The following is a 16,348-nucleotide window of genomic DNA, read 5'->3' on the forward strand; positions in this document are numbered from 1 at the left end:
TCTGGCTTCTTGCTGTATTTAGAAAGCATACTAATTAAATGTTGGAAAATTTTGCAACAAAGAAAACTCAATTCCTCTTACCAAAAGTGCCCAAAAATGAACCATCTAGCCCTAAAGTATTGAATTAAATCCCAATAAAGCTATAATAAAAATAAGCAGCTATTCAGAAAGTCCCAGCTTATTAAACTATAAAGTATTATGCTTTTTTAGAGTGTATTTTATCAGATAAAATCAGACAGGAGGCACACCATGATACAAACCGAACCCCATCATCTTAGGATGGGCACCAGACTAAATAACAGATATCTTATACAAGGAGTTCTTGGAGAAGGAGGCTTTGGCATTACTTACGTTGGCATGGACGAGGTACTGTGTCAGAAGGTAGCCGTCAAAGAATTCTTTCCAAGGGGAGCGATTACAAGAAATAATCAACAGACCAATGAGGTAGTATCCGTTTACGGAACGAAAGCCGCGAATTTCCATCAGGGAGAGGAGAAGTTCCTTCAGGAGGCCCGGACGCTTGCACAGTTTAACAATGTAGCCGGAGTTGTGCGGGTGCAGGATTTCTTCCGGGAAAATGGAACGGCATATATTGTGATGGAGTATTTGGAGGGAATTACTTTAAAGCAGTATTTGCAGACGTATGGACCGATTAGTGTCGAAGAGATGCAGAATATATTTGCTCCTATATTGGAGGCGTTAGATAAGATTCACCAAAATGGAGTAATTCACAGGGATATTAGCCCGGACAATATTATGTGTCTGCCAGAAGGCGAAGCGAAGCTGATGGACTTTGGAGCGGCGAGGGATTATACGGATTATAGTGAGGAAGGCTTGTCTGTCATTTTAAAGATGGGATTTGCCCCGATTGAGCAATACGATTCTCATGGAAAACAGGGGCCGTGGACGGATATTTATGCACTGGGAGCGACAATGTACCAATGCCTTACAGGAAGAAAGCCGGATGATGCAACGAAAAGAAGCTTGGAGGACACACTGGTTAGTCCGTCAATGCTTGGCGTACGCATTGCCCCGCCTGTAGAATATGCCATTATGAGAGCTTTGCAGATTCGGCCTGCAGACCGCTATCGGAATCTCGGGGAATTTTGCGAAAATTTATATAGCGTGGTATCTGACAATACTGTATCTGTTAATATGAATACATTTACCCAGCCAGCAGGGAGTTATGACTGGGGAAGTCCTTCGGGAACGTCCAGTCAGAGCAGGCAACAAGGATATCCGGATGTGCCGCCATACACTCCGCCGCAGCCACCGGTAAAGACAAAGAATTCTACCCCGCTTATCGTAGCCCTTTGTTGTACATTAACTGCCGTGATTATGATCGGGATAGGCGTTGTATTATTTACAAATTCAAAGAATAGCCAGACGGCCGGAAATACAGCGAGAGCAGAATCGGGGAAAGAATCGGAAAAAGTGGCAGAAAATACTACTGCGGCAACACAGAGTACAACAGAAAGTAAATCACAAGATACGCAGCAAAGTAAAACCGAGCAGCAGGCGGCTGCGACACAGGCAGCGAGCACAACAGAAGATACTGTGGATACTCAGGCTGTCGGAGCGGATGGCAATGAGGAAATATTTGAAGATACCGATGCTTCTGCGGATTACAGCGAATGTCTCAGCCTTGATAATTATACATACTTGGAAAGTCCTGATGGAGATTATACATTCTATTATCCACAAAATGTTTATAATTATGCATATTATGACGGAGACAGTTGTATTTTTACCTCTGATGATGAAAATGACACGGTGAAGTTTATCCGTAAAGATAATACATCAGGAAGCCCGGCACAGGGAATGGAAAATCTGTATAATTCCTATACGAATTTGTCTCAAAAAGAAAAGATTTTATTCCGAGAGGAAACGGACGAACGTGGATTTGCCCGAGGCGTATTAAGTGGAATCACAGACAACCAGAATGTATATGCATCTATCGCAGCAAATGATGACTATGTATATATCATGGAGGTATGCACCAGTTTTCAGCACGATTCTACGAAATCAACGTGGGTAGAATATTATATAGACTGTATGTATCGGTATTGTAGTTTCAGCAGGAGAGTCGGTGATCCGAGAAGCTATGAGGAGTATATGGAAGATCAGTAAGCGGAATTGACGATGAAGCGGCATAATTATAACTTTATAAAAAAGAACATGATAGTAAAAAAGTGTATTTGGAGGAAATATGAAAAAGAAAAGACTGATAATAGCAGTAGTAATCATCTGCTGTGTAATATTATACATATGGCAAACAAATAAAATTCACAATACCCCTAAAAAGGATACTGCGGTATCAACAGAAAGCAATGCAACGACGCAGCAGGCAGAAACAACAACTCAGGTAACAACACAAACATCAACAGAAACAACGATGGAGTCCGATACCGAAGAATACTTTGAGGAAGATACCGAAGAAGAAGCACAGCTAAAAAAGACAATAGCTGAACTTATGAAAGAAGAAAAAAACACGACTCCAGAAGGTATTCAAACCGCCGCGACTAAAGTCACAAATATAGGTTATTTCATTCTCTGAGAGCTGTCTCCCTGCCTGCGGCAATCAGAATTTACTGACTTTTTCGGACTATTATTCTAATTTGTTTCCTGCTATAATAGAGTCTCGAAATGCAGATATATGTGAGATGAGAGAGGTGGTATCGCATGAGATGCAAATTTTGTGGAACAACGCTGCCGGATCATGCAAAGTTTTGTCCAGGCTGCGGAAAAGAGATAGATAATGATAGGGAACGACACGAGAGCAGAGAAGCCAGCAACATACCAGAAGATGCGTATTATACTAATACAAACAAAAAGAATTCTAAAAGAAAAAGAAGACATAAAAAAATATCTGTGAGATTCATTATTGTCTATTTGATCGTTGTTTTGACAGGAGGTTTTTGTCTTTACAGGATGGGATTTCCTGAGAAAGTTGTGGAGATGTTAAGTAAGCAGTCTTCGGTACCAGATTCGAAGAAAGAGATTTCGCAGAAGAGCGATAAGAAGAAAAATAATGAGAAAAAGACAGGGAAGGCAACAACAGAAAAGAAAAAAGATAAGAATAAAAATAAAAAAACTTTAGAATCCACAGAAAGCACACTCGCTTATACAGATAATTCCAGTATGAATGTAGGTGCGTGTCTTAGTCCGGAGGATTATAATACAGTGACTGCGAAGGATGATAGCTTTAGTTTTGCTTATCCAAAGTATTTATTTAATCATAGTGAGGTGAATGAGGAAGGAACTTCCTATACATTTTCTTATAAAGGAAACTCTGTTTCTGATTCAAATGAGGCAGAACTTAGTGTATATACACAAGAAAATGAGGGCGATCCTTTACAGAATGCAAGGGAGCTTTATCAAAATTTTTCTTCGGAAGTTTATAAGAAGTATTTTAAGATGTATCCATCAAGAGTAGACAGCTCGGGTATGGCAAGGACCCTGATTGGCGCTTCTGCCGATTCCTCAGAGAAAACAGGGGTATATATTATAGCAGCAAATGACGGGAAAAGGGATTATATTTTGAAGTTTACTTATCCAGACCCTGATATGACGAATGATTATAATGAGATAGATTATGTGGTCGATTGTGTGTACCGTTTTTGTTCTTTTAGCGGTGGAACGTATCAGCCACGGTCCTACCAGCAGTTTTTAGATGATAACATGGGAAGCAAAAAATAGTGGTAAATTAAAGTTTTGAAATAAGGCTGCAGCAATCCCATTAGCTTTAGTTAATGGATAGTTTAAAGTAAAAGCTAAGAAAGTAAGAGATAAATTATAGCAGGACAACAGGAAAATGACAGTAGAGAAATTATTGTTGTAATTATGAATTTTCTCTTATAAATGAGTGGCGAAAAAATGAATAGCTTGGTATAATGAGATAAGAATGCATGTTCTCATTATTTAAGTTAGGAAGTGAAAAGATGAAGGTTTTTAAGACGATTTTTCTTTGTGTGGTGCTTATTTTTGCTCTGGCTGGCTGCGGAAATAGCCATGCAGAGGCAGATAAGACGGTAAAACAGGGGAGTGGACAGAAGACAGATGGAGCAGTTAATGCTTCAGAGGAATCAACGAAAGGGGCAGCCGAATCTGCAACGGAAGGTGTGCAGGTGAAGGAGAGCACAGCGCAGGAGTCAGCAACTGAGTCGGAACTTGACTCAGATGCAAGCCATAGAGCTGATTATGTTATTGTGATTGATGCTGGACATCAGGCTCATGGAAATTATGAAGAAGAACCGGTGGGACCGGGGGCTTCTGAGACGAAGCCGAAGGTAGCTTCAGGGACAACGGGGGTATCTACAGGAGTAGAAGAATATGAGCTGAACCTTGAAGTTGCTGTCAAGCTGCAGGCAGAGCTGGAAGACCGCGGATATCAGGTGATTATGATTCGAGATAAGAATGATGTTGATATTTCAAATTCTGAACGGGCTAAAGTTGCGAATGATAATAATGCAGATGCATTTTTAAGGATTCATGCGAATGGTTCAGATAACAGCACAGATGCAGGGATGATGACGATCTGCCAGACAGCAGAGAATCCATATAATGGCGAGCTGCATGAAAAAAGTTATGCCTTATCGGAGAAGATATTAGATTCTATGGTTGAGGCAACAGGAGCAAACAGGGAACGTGTCTGGGAGACGGATACGATGAGCGGCATTAACTGGGCAAAGGTGCCTACTACGATTATAGAGATGGGTTATATGTCGAATCCGGAAGAAGATGAGAAGCTTAATAGCGATGATTATCAGGATGAGATTGTCCAGGGAATAGCAGATGGTCTTGACCAGTATTTTAATATAGGTGGAACAGAGGACTAAAGTCAGATAACATCATTAATATGTATGAATACACATGGAAATACACATGATTTTGTTGTGGACAGGGTATCGGGCATTTTTTTAATGCACTCTGGAAATAAGAGAAATAATGCATGAAAGGATAAGAGAATGAAGGATAAGTCGATAAAGTCAACGATGAAGAGCTGGATTATGTTATCGGAAAAAGAACTGGATGATACGCAGGTATATATGCAGGAACAGGAGCAGCAAGACCAGCAGGAAAAGGATAACAGTTTTTCCGAAGCGGAAAGCGGCAGCGGCAATGTCGGGTCAGCGAAGTATGAGTCACAGGTGAGTGATGCCGGTACAGAGACATTTTCAGATGCAGAGAACGGTTTTGAAAGAAAGTTAAGCCGGGAAGAGCAGGTTGATCAGCTGATAAAGGAAGCTGGAGAGGAAGTAGTAGATCCAGAAGTGGACTCTGTTCCAAGAAAGAGAAGAAAGAGACACCAGAATAAGAAGGGAAAATTTGAAAAGGGAGAAGCAAGAGAATCAATAGAATCAGAAGAAAGGTTTGTATCAGAAAGTACGGATGAATCGATGTCCGATACGACAAGGGAGAAGGAATCAATGGCATCAGAAGTGGAGAATGCAGCAGAATTGATAAAGGACAATGGAAATAAATCCGATAAAAGCAGCGGAATCAGTAAGATGCTTGTCGGCGGAGTTGGAGTTCTTCTCGTTCTTATTATTGCAGGACTTGGTTATCAGACCCAGTCTTTGCAAAAGCAGAACCAGAAGTTAAAGACAGAAATCAGCACTCTTAAAAAAGAGAAGAAGCAGGCAGAACAGGCTTCGGAAGAACAGGCATTACAGACAAAGAATGAGGACGGTGTTGTAGAGAATACAGATAAGATGTTTGCTTCTGTTGGTGTCGGTGATAAAGAATATAAACTACTCGCTAAAGTATCTGACTTTACAAAAGACGGATGGAAGTTAGAAGCACTTAGAAATGAAAATGCCACCCTCGTACCAGGCGGTAAACTTGAAAAGGATGCATTTCTTACGAATAAAGATGGCAGGAAAATCGGTGTTATTATCCGTAATTTAAGCGATAAGAACCAGAAAGTAAGTGACTGTATTGTCACAAAGCTTTCTTTTAGTAAGGAAATGTTTGACGGACAGATCACACTTCCAGGCAGCCTGGGTTTTGACAGTACAGAAAAAGAATTAAAGGCCGCCGGATTTAAGAAAGATGCAGATGGAATATATACTTACACAAGCAAGAAGATAAAGGACGATACAATCAAAGCTGCAATGGCAGATGGAGAATCTGTATCAGAGTTTACTTTAGAGCGCGCCGTGGATGAAAGTAGTACAAGTACAGGCAATGCAGCTGCGAACACGAGTGCCAGCACAGCAGCAGGCAGTGCCACCACAACAGCCAGTGATTCGAGTAGTGCGGAGCAAAACAGTGTCACAGCCGATACAACATTAACTAATAATTCTAATAGCGCATCAGATTCTGCAGAAGAATAGAAAGTAAAGAAACAACAGAATAATATGCAATAAAAAATAGCAGTCAGAAAGAGAGAAACACTTAATTTCTGGCTGCTGTTTTTTGAAATTAGGTTTGGTATATTATTTTTATCATTTATAAGTTTTATCAAGCGCTGCGTAATCATGAGATAATTTAGCTATTTGGGATTAAGTATAAAGTTTTATCGTGCATTATATAATTATGAGTTGTCAGATTATTTTTTTTAATAATAGGCTCTTAAATGTCAATTATTTTACAAAATGCAGAAATAATATTTTTATCACTTTAAATAATTAAAAAATTAATAATTATGCAAAAAACATTGACGAATCTTTCAAATAGTATTATTATATAGAGAAAAGACCGCAAAAAATGAATAAAAATGCAAAAGGTCATGGTGATTTTTTCATTTTTAAGAAGGTTTTGTGGGATTTAATTGAATCAGAGGAGAAAGAAAGATGAAGAAACTAATGTTAACAATGCTTTCTGTTGTAGGTATGATGCTCTTTGTAGCATTGCCAGCGAAAGCATGTACATCCTACTATGTAGGTAAGGATTGTACAAAAGATGGAACAACAATGTATGGCCGTACAGAGGACTATTCTCCAAAAAAGGATAAGGTTTATAAGGTTATTCAGCCGAAAAAGGTTGGGAAGAATGCGACTTTTAAAGATGAGACTGGTGCAACAACATTTCAGGCTCCAATTAAAGTAGAGACAACGTATCGTTACACAATCTGCCATGACAGTGAAGGGGCAGAAGACGGATATTTCGGTGAATTTGGAACCAATACAAAAGGTGTTTCTATGTCTGCTACTACATCTGCATCTGTAGCCAAGACGGTTGGAAAGTTTGATCCATATATAGATGCATATGAATCTAAAGTTGGCGGAATTACAGAAGAAAATCTTGCAGATTATGTACTTTGCCAGGCTTCTTCTGCAAGAGAAGGTGTAGAACTCCTTGCAGATGTTATTGATACAGTTGGTGCTGGTGAAGGTGATGGCCTTTTCATCGCAGACCAGAACGAAGTATGGTATTTTGAAATCCTTACTGGTCATAACTACTGTGCCATTAAGATGCCTTCTGACAAAGCAGCAATCATTCCAAACTGTTTTGTGATCGGTGATGTAGACTTAAGCGATAAAGCGAATGTTGTAGCATCTCCTAATCTTGTAAAACTGGCTAAGAATAATGGATTTTATGTAGCGGCTCAGGATGGAAAGGGTGACATCAACGTAAAACTTTCTTATTCGGGAAAGGGTTATGCAGCCCATAACGCCGACAGAATTCGTGGTGGACAGTATCTTTTAAGTGGTCAGGATAACACAGGTATTTATGATGCAGATTATCAGGATCCTTTCTTTACCTGTAAGAATGTTACTGTAGAGAAAATGTATGAATTAGCAGGATATCGTTACGAAGGCATGAACTTTGGAAGAAACATTTCTTACAGAATTGGAAGCAGAAGAACAGCAGAAGCTCATATTTTCCAGATTAATTCTTCTATGCCAACAGAACTTGCTACCGTACAGTGGTTCTCTATGGCAAGCCCAGACTACTCAACATTTGTACCATTCTATGGAGCATTATTAACAGATGTATCAAAGGCTTATAAAACAGAGGCACAGCAGCCGAACTCTCGTGCCGCTTACTGGATCTTCCGTAACATTGGTTACTTATGTGAAGAGACAAATGACGGTGACGGACCAAACAGAGAGAACTATGGTAAAGGTGTAAAGCAGTTCTATAAAGCTTACATGACAAAGATGGAAGAACTTCAGAAAAATGTAAATGCACAGATGCTTAATGTTTATAAGAATGACAAAAAGAACTTAGAATATTATGCAACAAAACTTGGTATTGCCATCGGCAATGAAACTATGGACTTTGCTAAGGCAATGTACATGGACATCCAGACATGTAAAACAAATGGAACAAAATATGAGACATCAAGCTTAAGCGCAGATGATATCGAATATGATTTATCAATGGTAACAGCACCAGCAAAGAAAGCTGATGACACAAAGCCTGTAACACCGGCTAAGCCATCCGCACCAGCTCGTGTACAGGTAAGGGCAAAAGCATTAAAGGGCAAAAAAGTAAAAGTAAGCCTTAAAAAGACTGCAGAAGCAAAAGGTTATGAAATTGTTTACTCCACAAATGTAAACTTCACAAAGAAAACAACCAAAAAGATTTCTACAAAGAACCTTACAAAAACAATCAAGAAACTCAAAAAGAAAAAGACTTACTACATCAAAGCAAGAGCTTACAAATTAGATGGTAAGACAAAAGTATATGGAAGATGGAGTTTGATCAGAAAGGTGACTATTAAAAAGTAGATTGCCGCAGGCAAGGGAAGACGCCCTCTGAAAGATAAATAGACCATATTTGTGACTTTAGTCGCTGCAGGTTGAATGTTCGCTTAGACGCTCGCATTCAACCTTTGCTCCGAGGCCACAAATATGGTCTATTTATCTTTCAGAGGGCTGTGCTTTGGATGGAGATGAAGTTATTTATCAAATTAAGTCAAAGACAGCAAGAGGAAGTATCCTTCCTCTTGCGTCTGTTTACCTCACAAATGAATTAAATTCTTGCACATTTCCTCTTGTTGTGCTATGATTCCCCAAGTGTATTGAACATAAAGAAGAAGGATAATCAGGAATATACTGGTGGGAGAAAAGGAATGAAAGAGAAAGAAAAAGATATTTTTGATAAGATTATGGCATTGCCGGGACTTAATATTTTTGAAGGGTTTTACCAGAAGTATAAAGAGATGCTCCTGTATTTATTTTTTGGGGGAATGACAGCGGTGATCAGTATCGGTTCCTACAGCTATTGTGATGTGGGACTGGGATTTGATCCACTTATTGCAAATATTATTTCATGGATCTTGGCGGTGACATTTGCTTATGTGACAAATAAGGTATGGGTGTTTAGTGTGGAGACACACGGAATGCATGAACTGTTTATAGAGGCTTTTCACTTTTTTACAGGGCGCTTATTTACACTTATTGTAGAAGAAGCGATACTGTTAATTTTTATTAGTAAGCTTCATTTTAACAGTATCGTCGTAAAAGTTGTGGCACAGGTTGTTGTTGTTGTCCTAAATTATATTATCAGTAAGCTTATTGTTTTTCGTGAGAAGGAATAACTTCTGTAACAAAAAGATCGTTAGCATTTACTGAAAAATGAATATCAAAACCTGCGTATTGCATACCGTAGATTCGTTCTGGGTCATGCTGATAGGAAGGGCGCGGGTCTAAGGAGAGGCAGTCTAAAAGAGACTGTCTTTTTTCTTTTGGGATAAGGTGCAGCAAAGCATCTTCGCAGTGGACATTCAGGCGGTGTTCCAGTGCCTTTGTGGAAAAACTTCCCAGAGCATCTGGGTGTGCATCTGCAAAAGAAAGATACGGCTTAATATCATAAATCGGGGTTCCATCTAATAAATCTGCACCGGAAACATAGAGAATGGGGCCTTCTGGAGAGTTTGGAACAGCCTTTTCAAGACGGACACAGGATAATCCGAGCGGATTTGGGCGAAAAGGAGCACGGCTGGCAAATACACCCTTTCGTTTATTGCCACCAAGTCTTGGAGGGCGGACAGTCGGTGTCCATTTATCTCTTTGGTTTTTCGAAAATTCCCAAATAAGCCACAAATGAGAAAATTCCTCAATTCCACGAATACAATCACCATTTCGAAATTCTTCCGTAAAAATAATCTTTGCCTGTAAACTATCTACAAGACCACTCTGGCGGGGAATACCGAACTTCTCTGAAAAATCTGAATGAATATAGGCAATCGGCTTTATAGAAAGCATAACCGATGTGTCTTCGCATTTCATAAAATAAACTCCTTACTATTTAATTCATTGACTAACTAACAGACGAAGCCAGGAAACCAAATCCTCTATATTTGTGACTTTCGTCGCGGCGTGTTGAATGTTCGCTTCACTCGCTCGCATCCAACACTTGCTCCCAGGCCACAAATATAGAGGATTTGGTTTTCTGGCTTCTGTTTTGTGGCTGGAGTAGATGAATGAAACAGTAGGTGGAGGATTGGGGGAGTCCTGAAATTTTCTGCTTGCTCTGAAATTATTGATAAATTGCTGTGATAATTGTTAAAAAGAGAGGCTTTCTCTATATTTTTTAGTTCCGTATTTGGCTATTTACGATTATTCTCGAATAAGCAGAAAAACTGGCATTACGTCCTCAAATCCTCTCCCACTATTTCATTCATCTATTGTAGCCACAGCCAGAAGCTAGGAAATTCACATTGTTAGATAACTTTTGTCTTTATCCTCAAATACCACAACCATTATCTTAATTCAAACAAAATCCATCCAAAGACAGCCCGAGAAGAGAATCGATACCCTATATTTGTGGCCTCGGAGCAAAGGTTGGATGCGAGCGGGTAAGCGAACATTCAACCTGCAGCGACTAAAGTCACAAATATAGGGTATCGGTTCTCTTCTCGGGCGTCTGTCTCTTAATGAATTAAATAGTACTATATCATTTTGGGGAGCCGCAGGCAAGGAAGAAAAGTGAATTTACCATAAGATACAAATTGCGAAAAGCAAGGATTTGCGTTATAATAAAAATCAGTATGTCGGGGCAGTCTTATTCAATTTTTGGAAAGAAAACAAGGACTGTAACAGCAAATATAGGAGGATGAAAATGGGAGTTTTGAATAATTTAGTACCAGAAAAAGTTTTTTATTATTTTGAGGAGTTATGTAATATTCCACATGGTTCAAAGAATACAAAGGCAATCAGTGATTATTGTGTTAATTTTGCAAAGGAAAGAGGATTAGCTTATCATCAGGATGCCAGTAACAATATTATTATTTTAAAGAATGGCTCTAAAGGATATGAAGATTCTAAGCCGGTGATCATTCAGGGACATCTTGATATGGTCTGTGAAAAAGAAAAAGATTGTACAATTGATTTTGAGAAAGATGGACTTGATTTAGCGATTGACGGTGATTATATTTATGCCAAAGGAACTACTTTGGGCGGTGATGATGGAATTGCGGTGGCAATGGCACTTGCGATTCTTGATGATGATACATTAGAGCACCCGCCAATTGAGGCAGTATTTACTGTAGATGAAGAAATCGGTATGCTTGGTGCGGTAGCGATGGACTGTTCTTCTTTAAAGTCACGTCTGATGCTGAATCTCGACTCTGAGAACGAAGGGCACTTCCTTGTAGGCTGTGCTGGCGGAATGATGGTAGAGTGTGTATTTCCAGCAGAGAGAAGACGCTGGAGCGGCAAAGTTGTTTCTGTTCATGTGAACGGAGTTACTGGCGGGCATTCTGGTGTGGAGATTCAGAAACAGGGAGCGAATGCGAATGTAATTCTTGGAAGAGTATTATATGCCTTAAAGAAAAAGGTTGCTTTTAACGTAATCTGTGTGGATGGCGGATTAAAGGATAATGCGATTACAAGAAGTTCCAGAGCAATTCTTATGCTCGCTCCAGGAGAAGAAGAGATTTTTATGGATATCATAAAAGAGCAGCAGGAGATTATTACAAAGGAATATCATAAGACAGATGCTAATATGTCTATTGAAGGTTTCTTAGAAGTTTCTAAAGAAGATGAAGCAAGCGCGGCAGGTAAGATGCCGCTGACAGAAGCTTGTGGTAATGCAGTGATCGCAGCGCTGCGTACATTCCCATGGGGTGTTCAGAAGATGAGCCAGGACATGGAAGGACTTGTGCAGACTTCTTTAAATCCAGGTATTTTAGCAACAAAGGAAGATGAGATTTCTCTTACTTTCTCTGTACGAAGCAGTGTGGCAAGTGAGAAGGAAGAACTTTATGAAAGACTGGTGTGCCTGACAGAGAGTCTTGGAGGTAAGGTAAATCGTTCCAGTGATTATCCTGCATGGGAGTATGTAGAAGATTCTAAACTTCGCATTCTTATGGGAGATACTTACCGCGAAATGTACAAAAAAGAGCCTGTAATGGAAGTGATTCATGCAGGTGTTGAGTGTGGATTATTCTCTGAGAAGATGCCTGGTCTTGACTGTGTGTCTTACGGACCAGATATTTTTGATATCCATACTCCGCAGGAACGTCTTTCCATTTCCAGTACTAAGAGAATTTACGAATATACAGTAGAAGTATTAAAGAGGCTTAAATAGTGGAAAAGCAACATAAGGTGCAGTGTTACGCTGCACCTCTTGAAGGAATTACCGGCTATATTTACAGAAATGCTCATCAGCATATTTTTCAGGGGGTTGATAAATATTTTACACCGTTTGTTACACCAAAGCCGAAAAAAGGGTTAAATACAAGAGAGAAGAACGATATTGCGCCGGAACATAATAAAAATATTCCTGTTGTACCACAGATTCTTACCAATAAGGCCGCAGATTTTATCAAGGTAGCAGGGATGATGGAAGAGCTTGGATATAAAGAGGTTAATCTCAATCTTGGCTGTCCATCCGGGACAGTAGTTTCTAAGAAAAAAGGAAGTGGATTTCTTGCAGATTTAGAGGGAATGAAGTACTTTTTTGATGAAGTGTTCTCTCAGGTAAATATAGAAGTATCCGTTAAGACGAGACTGGGTGTGGAGAATCCAGATGAGGTTATAGATTTGATGAACATTTATAATGCATTCCCGATCTCGGAGGTAATCGTTCATGCAAGGGTCAGAGAAGATTACTACAAAAGGCCGGTCAATCAGGAAGCATTTGCTCAGTGCCTTGCTATAAGCAAACATCCAGTATGTTATAATGGCGATTTATTTACCGTACAGGATATTGAGAACTTGACCGCAAAATTCCCAGACATTAAAGCAGTTATGCTTGGACGCGGAATGATTGCAAATCCACAGCTTACGGAAGTATTTTGTGGAAGGGAAGCACATGGAGATAGTACCAGTGTTGAAAACAGGCAGGGACTTGATTATGTGCGCTGGAAAGCATTTCTTGATGAATTGTGTTATGGATATGAACATATCATGTCCGGCGGAAGGAATGTCCTGTTTAAGTTAAAAGAAGTATGGTCTTATATGATTACATTTTTCCCTGAAAGTGAGAAATATGGGAAAAAGATAAAGAAGGCAAAAACAGTTGAGGAATATCAGAGAATAGTAGATACACTTTTTAGAGAAATGGGGATAGTTTAATATCCCCGGAGGTGAATGATATGTGGAAAAAAACAACCGCTGTGTTAATGATTTGTATACTTTGCATAAGTTTTTCTTTTCCTGTAAGTAATGCAGCAGAAATATCAGGCACAGCAAGTGATGTTACAAATTACAAGCAGATATCCAGTCTGGTATCCGATACATGGGAAAGCGATTATTTTGAAAAGATGATTATTTCGCCAGGTTCTGATTCGATGGAAAAGGACGGAGAGCAGGAGAGTGTCTCAGATGAATTTAACGTCAGTGTCTCTAAGGCAAAGGAGATAACGAAAACCGAGAATTCTATGGACAGCTATCTTGACAGGCAGGATGGAATTTATGAAGTAGAGAAGAATGATGACGGTGATCTGGAAGTGACAGCACCGTATCAGACAAAGAGAATTATTGTAGAGAATGATAATGTAGAAGATACATATGGCGCAAGCCATGTTTATGTAAATAAAGCGGATGGCGAGACTATTTTGCAGTATGATGCAGAAGAAGATACAGAGTCTGCCTTTGAGGCATTAAAGCAGACCTATGGACCGTCACAATGTTATTTAGATAAGGTTGTTTCTTTAGATGAGACAGCTATGGGACTTCCTCTTTCTCAGGAGATTGTGGATGGTGTGGATAGCTATTCCTGGGGTAATGACTATATGGGAATGAGTAAGCTCAAAAAGGAAGCGGCATCTTATGGGTATACACGCAAAGTTACCGTTGCGATTGTCGATACCGGAATTAATACTTCAAACAGGATGTTTAAAGGCCGGACAATTTCTTCGCAAAGTTATAACTTTTTCAATGGAAATAAAAATGTAACAGATGTTTTTGGACATGGTACACATGTAAGCGGCATTATTGTTGATGCCACTCCTGCAAATGTCAGTCTTTTAGTATTACGGGTTGCAAACAGTAAAGGGCAGTCTTCTATGCTTACGATAAAGACAGCGCTGCAATATGCCATTGCCAAAAAGTCTGATGTAATTAATTTAAGCATGGGATTTATTGATGCGAATGCAGATTTATATAATTATCTTGATTCCACGATTGATAAGGCGTATGAGAAGGGAATTCCAATTTCCTGTGCGGCAGGTAATCAGGAAACAGGCGGCATAGATGTCCGTTATTGTTATCCGGCAAATTATAGTAAGACGATTGCTGTGTCTGCAATTGATTCCAGCGGACGGTTAGCAAACTATTCAAATAGAGGCAATGGAATAGACTTTGCAGCTCCGGGAACAGGAATTATCAGTGCGGATTATAAGGGAAATTTGACTTTGCGTGCTATGTCAGGTACTTCTATGGCAGCTCCGCATATTACTGCGGCAATTGCATATTTAAAGATGATGCAGCCTAATTTATCAGTGAAGGGTGTCTGCAGGGAACTTGAACTATACTGTAGGAATCTTGGTGCCAAAAAGTACTATGGCAGGGGATGCCCGATTCTGACGAATTTATTTAAAAAGGGCATTACGAATAAAAAGTATATCGTAATCTTAAAGCCAACGCTGAGTTCTGTATCAAATAAAGGCAGTGGAATAAAGGTTACATGGAAGAAAGCTACAGGAGCTGCATCTTATTATGTGTATCGAAGAACGAATAATGGAGCCTGGAAACGGAGAGCAGTACTCTCTGCTTCTTCTAATTCTTACATAGATAGAAATGTAAAACAGGGAAAGAAGTATACTTATAAAGTACGGGCCTATAATAATGGAATATTCGGAAGGTTCAGTTCTGAAAAAAAGGTATATCGATTAAAGACGCTTACGAATATCCGGGTAAAAAATACTTCTGGAAGACGGGCAGCCGTGTTGTGGAAGAAAAAGACATACGCAACAACTTATCAGGTAAAATATGCAGCCAATCCGTCTTTTAATAAGGCAAGAAAAGTTTCGGCAAATAAAAAGAACAGCCGTTTAACAACAAAGAAGTTAAAGAAAAAGACATACTATTTCCAGATTCGTTACAGCTACAAAAAAGGCGGTGTAAAAAGCTGGTCTGCCTGGTCTAAGGTGAAGAAAATAAAAATTCGTTAGAATTAAAAATGTAATAAAAATAGAAAACATTACAGAAAGAGAATCAAACCATGAATACGGAAAAAGAACAAAAAGAAATAGAAGAAAAATGGCAGACTGAGCGCTTAGAAAAGCAGATAAACTTTATCCGCGAAATGGATAAGGAGAAGTTTATCGGGAGACAGACATATTTATCCGATGGAAAGCGCAAAGAAAATGATGCCGAACACGCATGGCATCTGGCATTAATGACCTTGCTTTTATCAGAATACGCGAATGAAAAAATAGATACCTTAAAAACGATGACTATGGTGTTATTCCATGATGTAGTAGAAATTGATGCGGGGGACACATACGCTTACGATGAAGAAGGGAAAAAGACACAGGCCCAAAGAGAACAAAAAGCCGCAGAAAGACTTTATGGCCTGCTGCCAGAAGACCAGGGAGCAAAATTAAAAGCTATCTGGGAAGAATTTGAGGCCAAAAACACACCGGAATCCCGCTTTGCCCACACAATGGATAACCTTCAGCCAGTTATTTTGAATGCGTCCACAGACGGAAAGGCATGGAAAGAACATCAAGTACGCCTAAGCCAGTTTATGGGCCGACAGGAAGATACGCCAAAGGGCTCCGAAACACTTTGGAGATATGAATGGGAAAAACTCGTAAAACCATTTTTAGAAAATGGAACAATTAGGGGGGATGAATAATTCTGTTCAATGGACAAGGAGACGAAACCGAGAACCCCAATAGCATCCTATCTGTGACTTTCGTCGCTGCAGGCTGAATGTTCGCTTACACGCTCGCATCCAGCCTTTGCTCCCAGGCCACAGATAGGATGCTATTGGGGTTCTC

At 39.6% G+C, this 16,348-nt stretch carries 12 protein-coding genes; 11 read left to right on the plus strand and 1 reads right to left on the minus strand.

The genetic code is table 11. From position 1 onward, the window contains the following. Nucleotides 1-249: 249 nt before the first annotated feature. The 7 genes from EUBHAL_RS14690 (at nucleotide 250) to EUBHAL_RS04545 (ending at nucleotide 9,493) form a co-directional block, all read left to right on the plus strand. Nucleotides 250-2,130 (plus strand): serine/threonine protein kinase, encoded by a 1,881-nt coding sequence (locus EUBHAL_RS14690; RefSeq protein WP_005345424.1) that lies wholly within the window; start codon nucleotides 250-252, stop codon nucleotides 2,128-2,130. A 79-nt stretch (nucleotides 2,131-2,209) separates the two neighbouring features. After that, on the plus strand, nucleotides 2,210-2,557 hold the full coding sequence (locus EUBHAL_RS04520) for a hypothetical protein (RefSeq protein ID WP_005345426.1): 348 nt from the start codon (nucleotides 2,210-2,212) through the stop codon (nucleotides 2,555-2,557). A gap of 125 nt (nucleotides 2,558-2,682) precedes the next feature. Next, nucleotides 2,683-3,699 carry a zinc-ribbon domain-containing protein gene (locus tag EUBHAL_RS04525; RefSeq protein ID WP_005345428.1) on the plus strand — a complete coding sequence of 339 codons (1,017 nt, stop codon included), beginning with the start codon at nucleotides 2,683-2,685 and terminating at the stop codon, nucleotides 3,697-3,699. Nucleotides 3,700-3,941: 242 nt separating this feature from the next. After that, nucleotides 3,942-4,838, plus strand: coding sequence for an N-acetylmuramoyl-L-alanine amidase family protein (locus EUBHAL_RS04530; protein ID WP_044921993.1), 897 nt, complete (start codon nucleotides 3,942-3,944; stop codon nucleotides 4,836-4,838). A gap of 129 nt (nucleotides 4,839-4,967) precedes the next feature. Further along, on the plus strand, nucleotides 4,968-6,338 hold the full coding sequence (locus tag EUBHAL_RS04535) for a hypothetical protein (RefSeq protein ID WP_005345432.1): 1,371 nt from the start codon (nucleotides 4,968-4,970) through the stop codon (nucleotides 6,336-6,338). A 459-nt stretch (nucleotides 6,339-6,797) separates the two neighbouring features. Beyond that, the gene (locus EUBHAL_RS04540) at nucleotides 6,798-8,681 is read left to right on the plus strand and encodes a C69 family dipeptidase (protein WP_005345433.1); all 1,884 of its coding nucleotides are present in this window, start codon (nucleotides 6,798-6,800) and stop codon (nucleotides 8,679-8,681) included. Between the two features lie 344 nt (nucleotides 8,682-9,025). Then, complete coding sequence (locus EUBHAL_RS04545; RefSeq protein ID WP_022170169.1) at nucleotides 9,026-9,493, plus strand: GtrA family protein; 468 nt, start codon at nucleotides 9,026-9,028, stop codon at nucleotides 9,491-9,493. Here the strand turns inward: EUBHAL_RS04545 and tsaA are convergent. After that, the gene (gene tsaA / locus EUBHAL_RS04550) at nucleotides 9,468-10,184 is read right to left on the minus strand and encodes a tRNA (N6-threonylcarbamoyladenosine(37)-N6)-methyltransferase TrmO (protein WP_005345446.1); all 717 of its coding nucleotides are present in this window, start codon (nucleotides 10,182-10,184) and stop codon (nucleotides 9,468-9,470) included. The genes EUBHAL_RS04545 and tsaA overlap by 26 nt on opposite strands. An 832-nt stretch (nucleotides 10,185-11,016) precedes the next feature. Here tsaA and EUBHAL_RS04555 point away from each other — a divergent pair. The 4 genes from EUBHAL_RS04555 to EUBHAL_RS04570 are packed head-to-tail and all read left to right on the plus strand — an operon-like array spanning nucleotide 11,017 to nucleotide 16,203. Further along, nucleotides 11,017-12,486, plus strand: a complete 1,470-nt coding sequence (locus EUBHAL_RS04555) for an aminoacyl-histidine dipeptidase (RefSeq protein ID WP_044921995.1) — start codon at nucleotides 11,017-11,019, stop codon at nucleotides 12,484-12,486. Next, entirely contained in the window at nucleotides 12,486-13,475 is a 990-nt protein-coding gene (locus EUBHAL_RS04560; RefSeq protein ID WP_005345448.1) for a tRNA dihydrouridine synthase, read from the plus strand. The genes EUBHAL_RS04555 and EUBHAL_RS04560 overlap by 1 nt, the downstream gene beginning before the upstream one ends. A 20-nt stretch (nucleotides 13,476-13,495) precedes the next feature. Further along, complete coding sequence (locus EUBHAL_RS04565; RefSeq protein WP_005345449.1) at nucleotides 13,496-15,514, plus strand: S8 family serine peptidase; 2,019 nt, start codon at nucleotides 13,496-13,498, stop codon at nucleotides 15,512-15,514. A gap of 50 nt (nucleotides 15,515-15,564) precedes the next feature. After that, nucleotides 15,565-16,203: an HD domain-containing protein gene (locus tag EUBHAL_RS04570; protein WP_005345450.1), complete on the plus strand. Its 639-nt coding sequence runs from the start codon at nucleotides 15,565-15,567 to the stop codon at nucleotides 16,201-16,203. Nucleotides 16,204-16,348: the final 145 nt, after the last annotated feature.

The organism is Anaerobutyricum hallii DSM 3353, assembly GCF_000173975.1.
In the GTDB taxonomy this organism is placed as follows: domain Bacteria; phylum Bacillota; class Clostridia; order Lachnospirales; family Lachnospiraceae; genus Anaerobutyricum; species Anaerobutyricum hallii.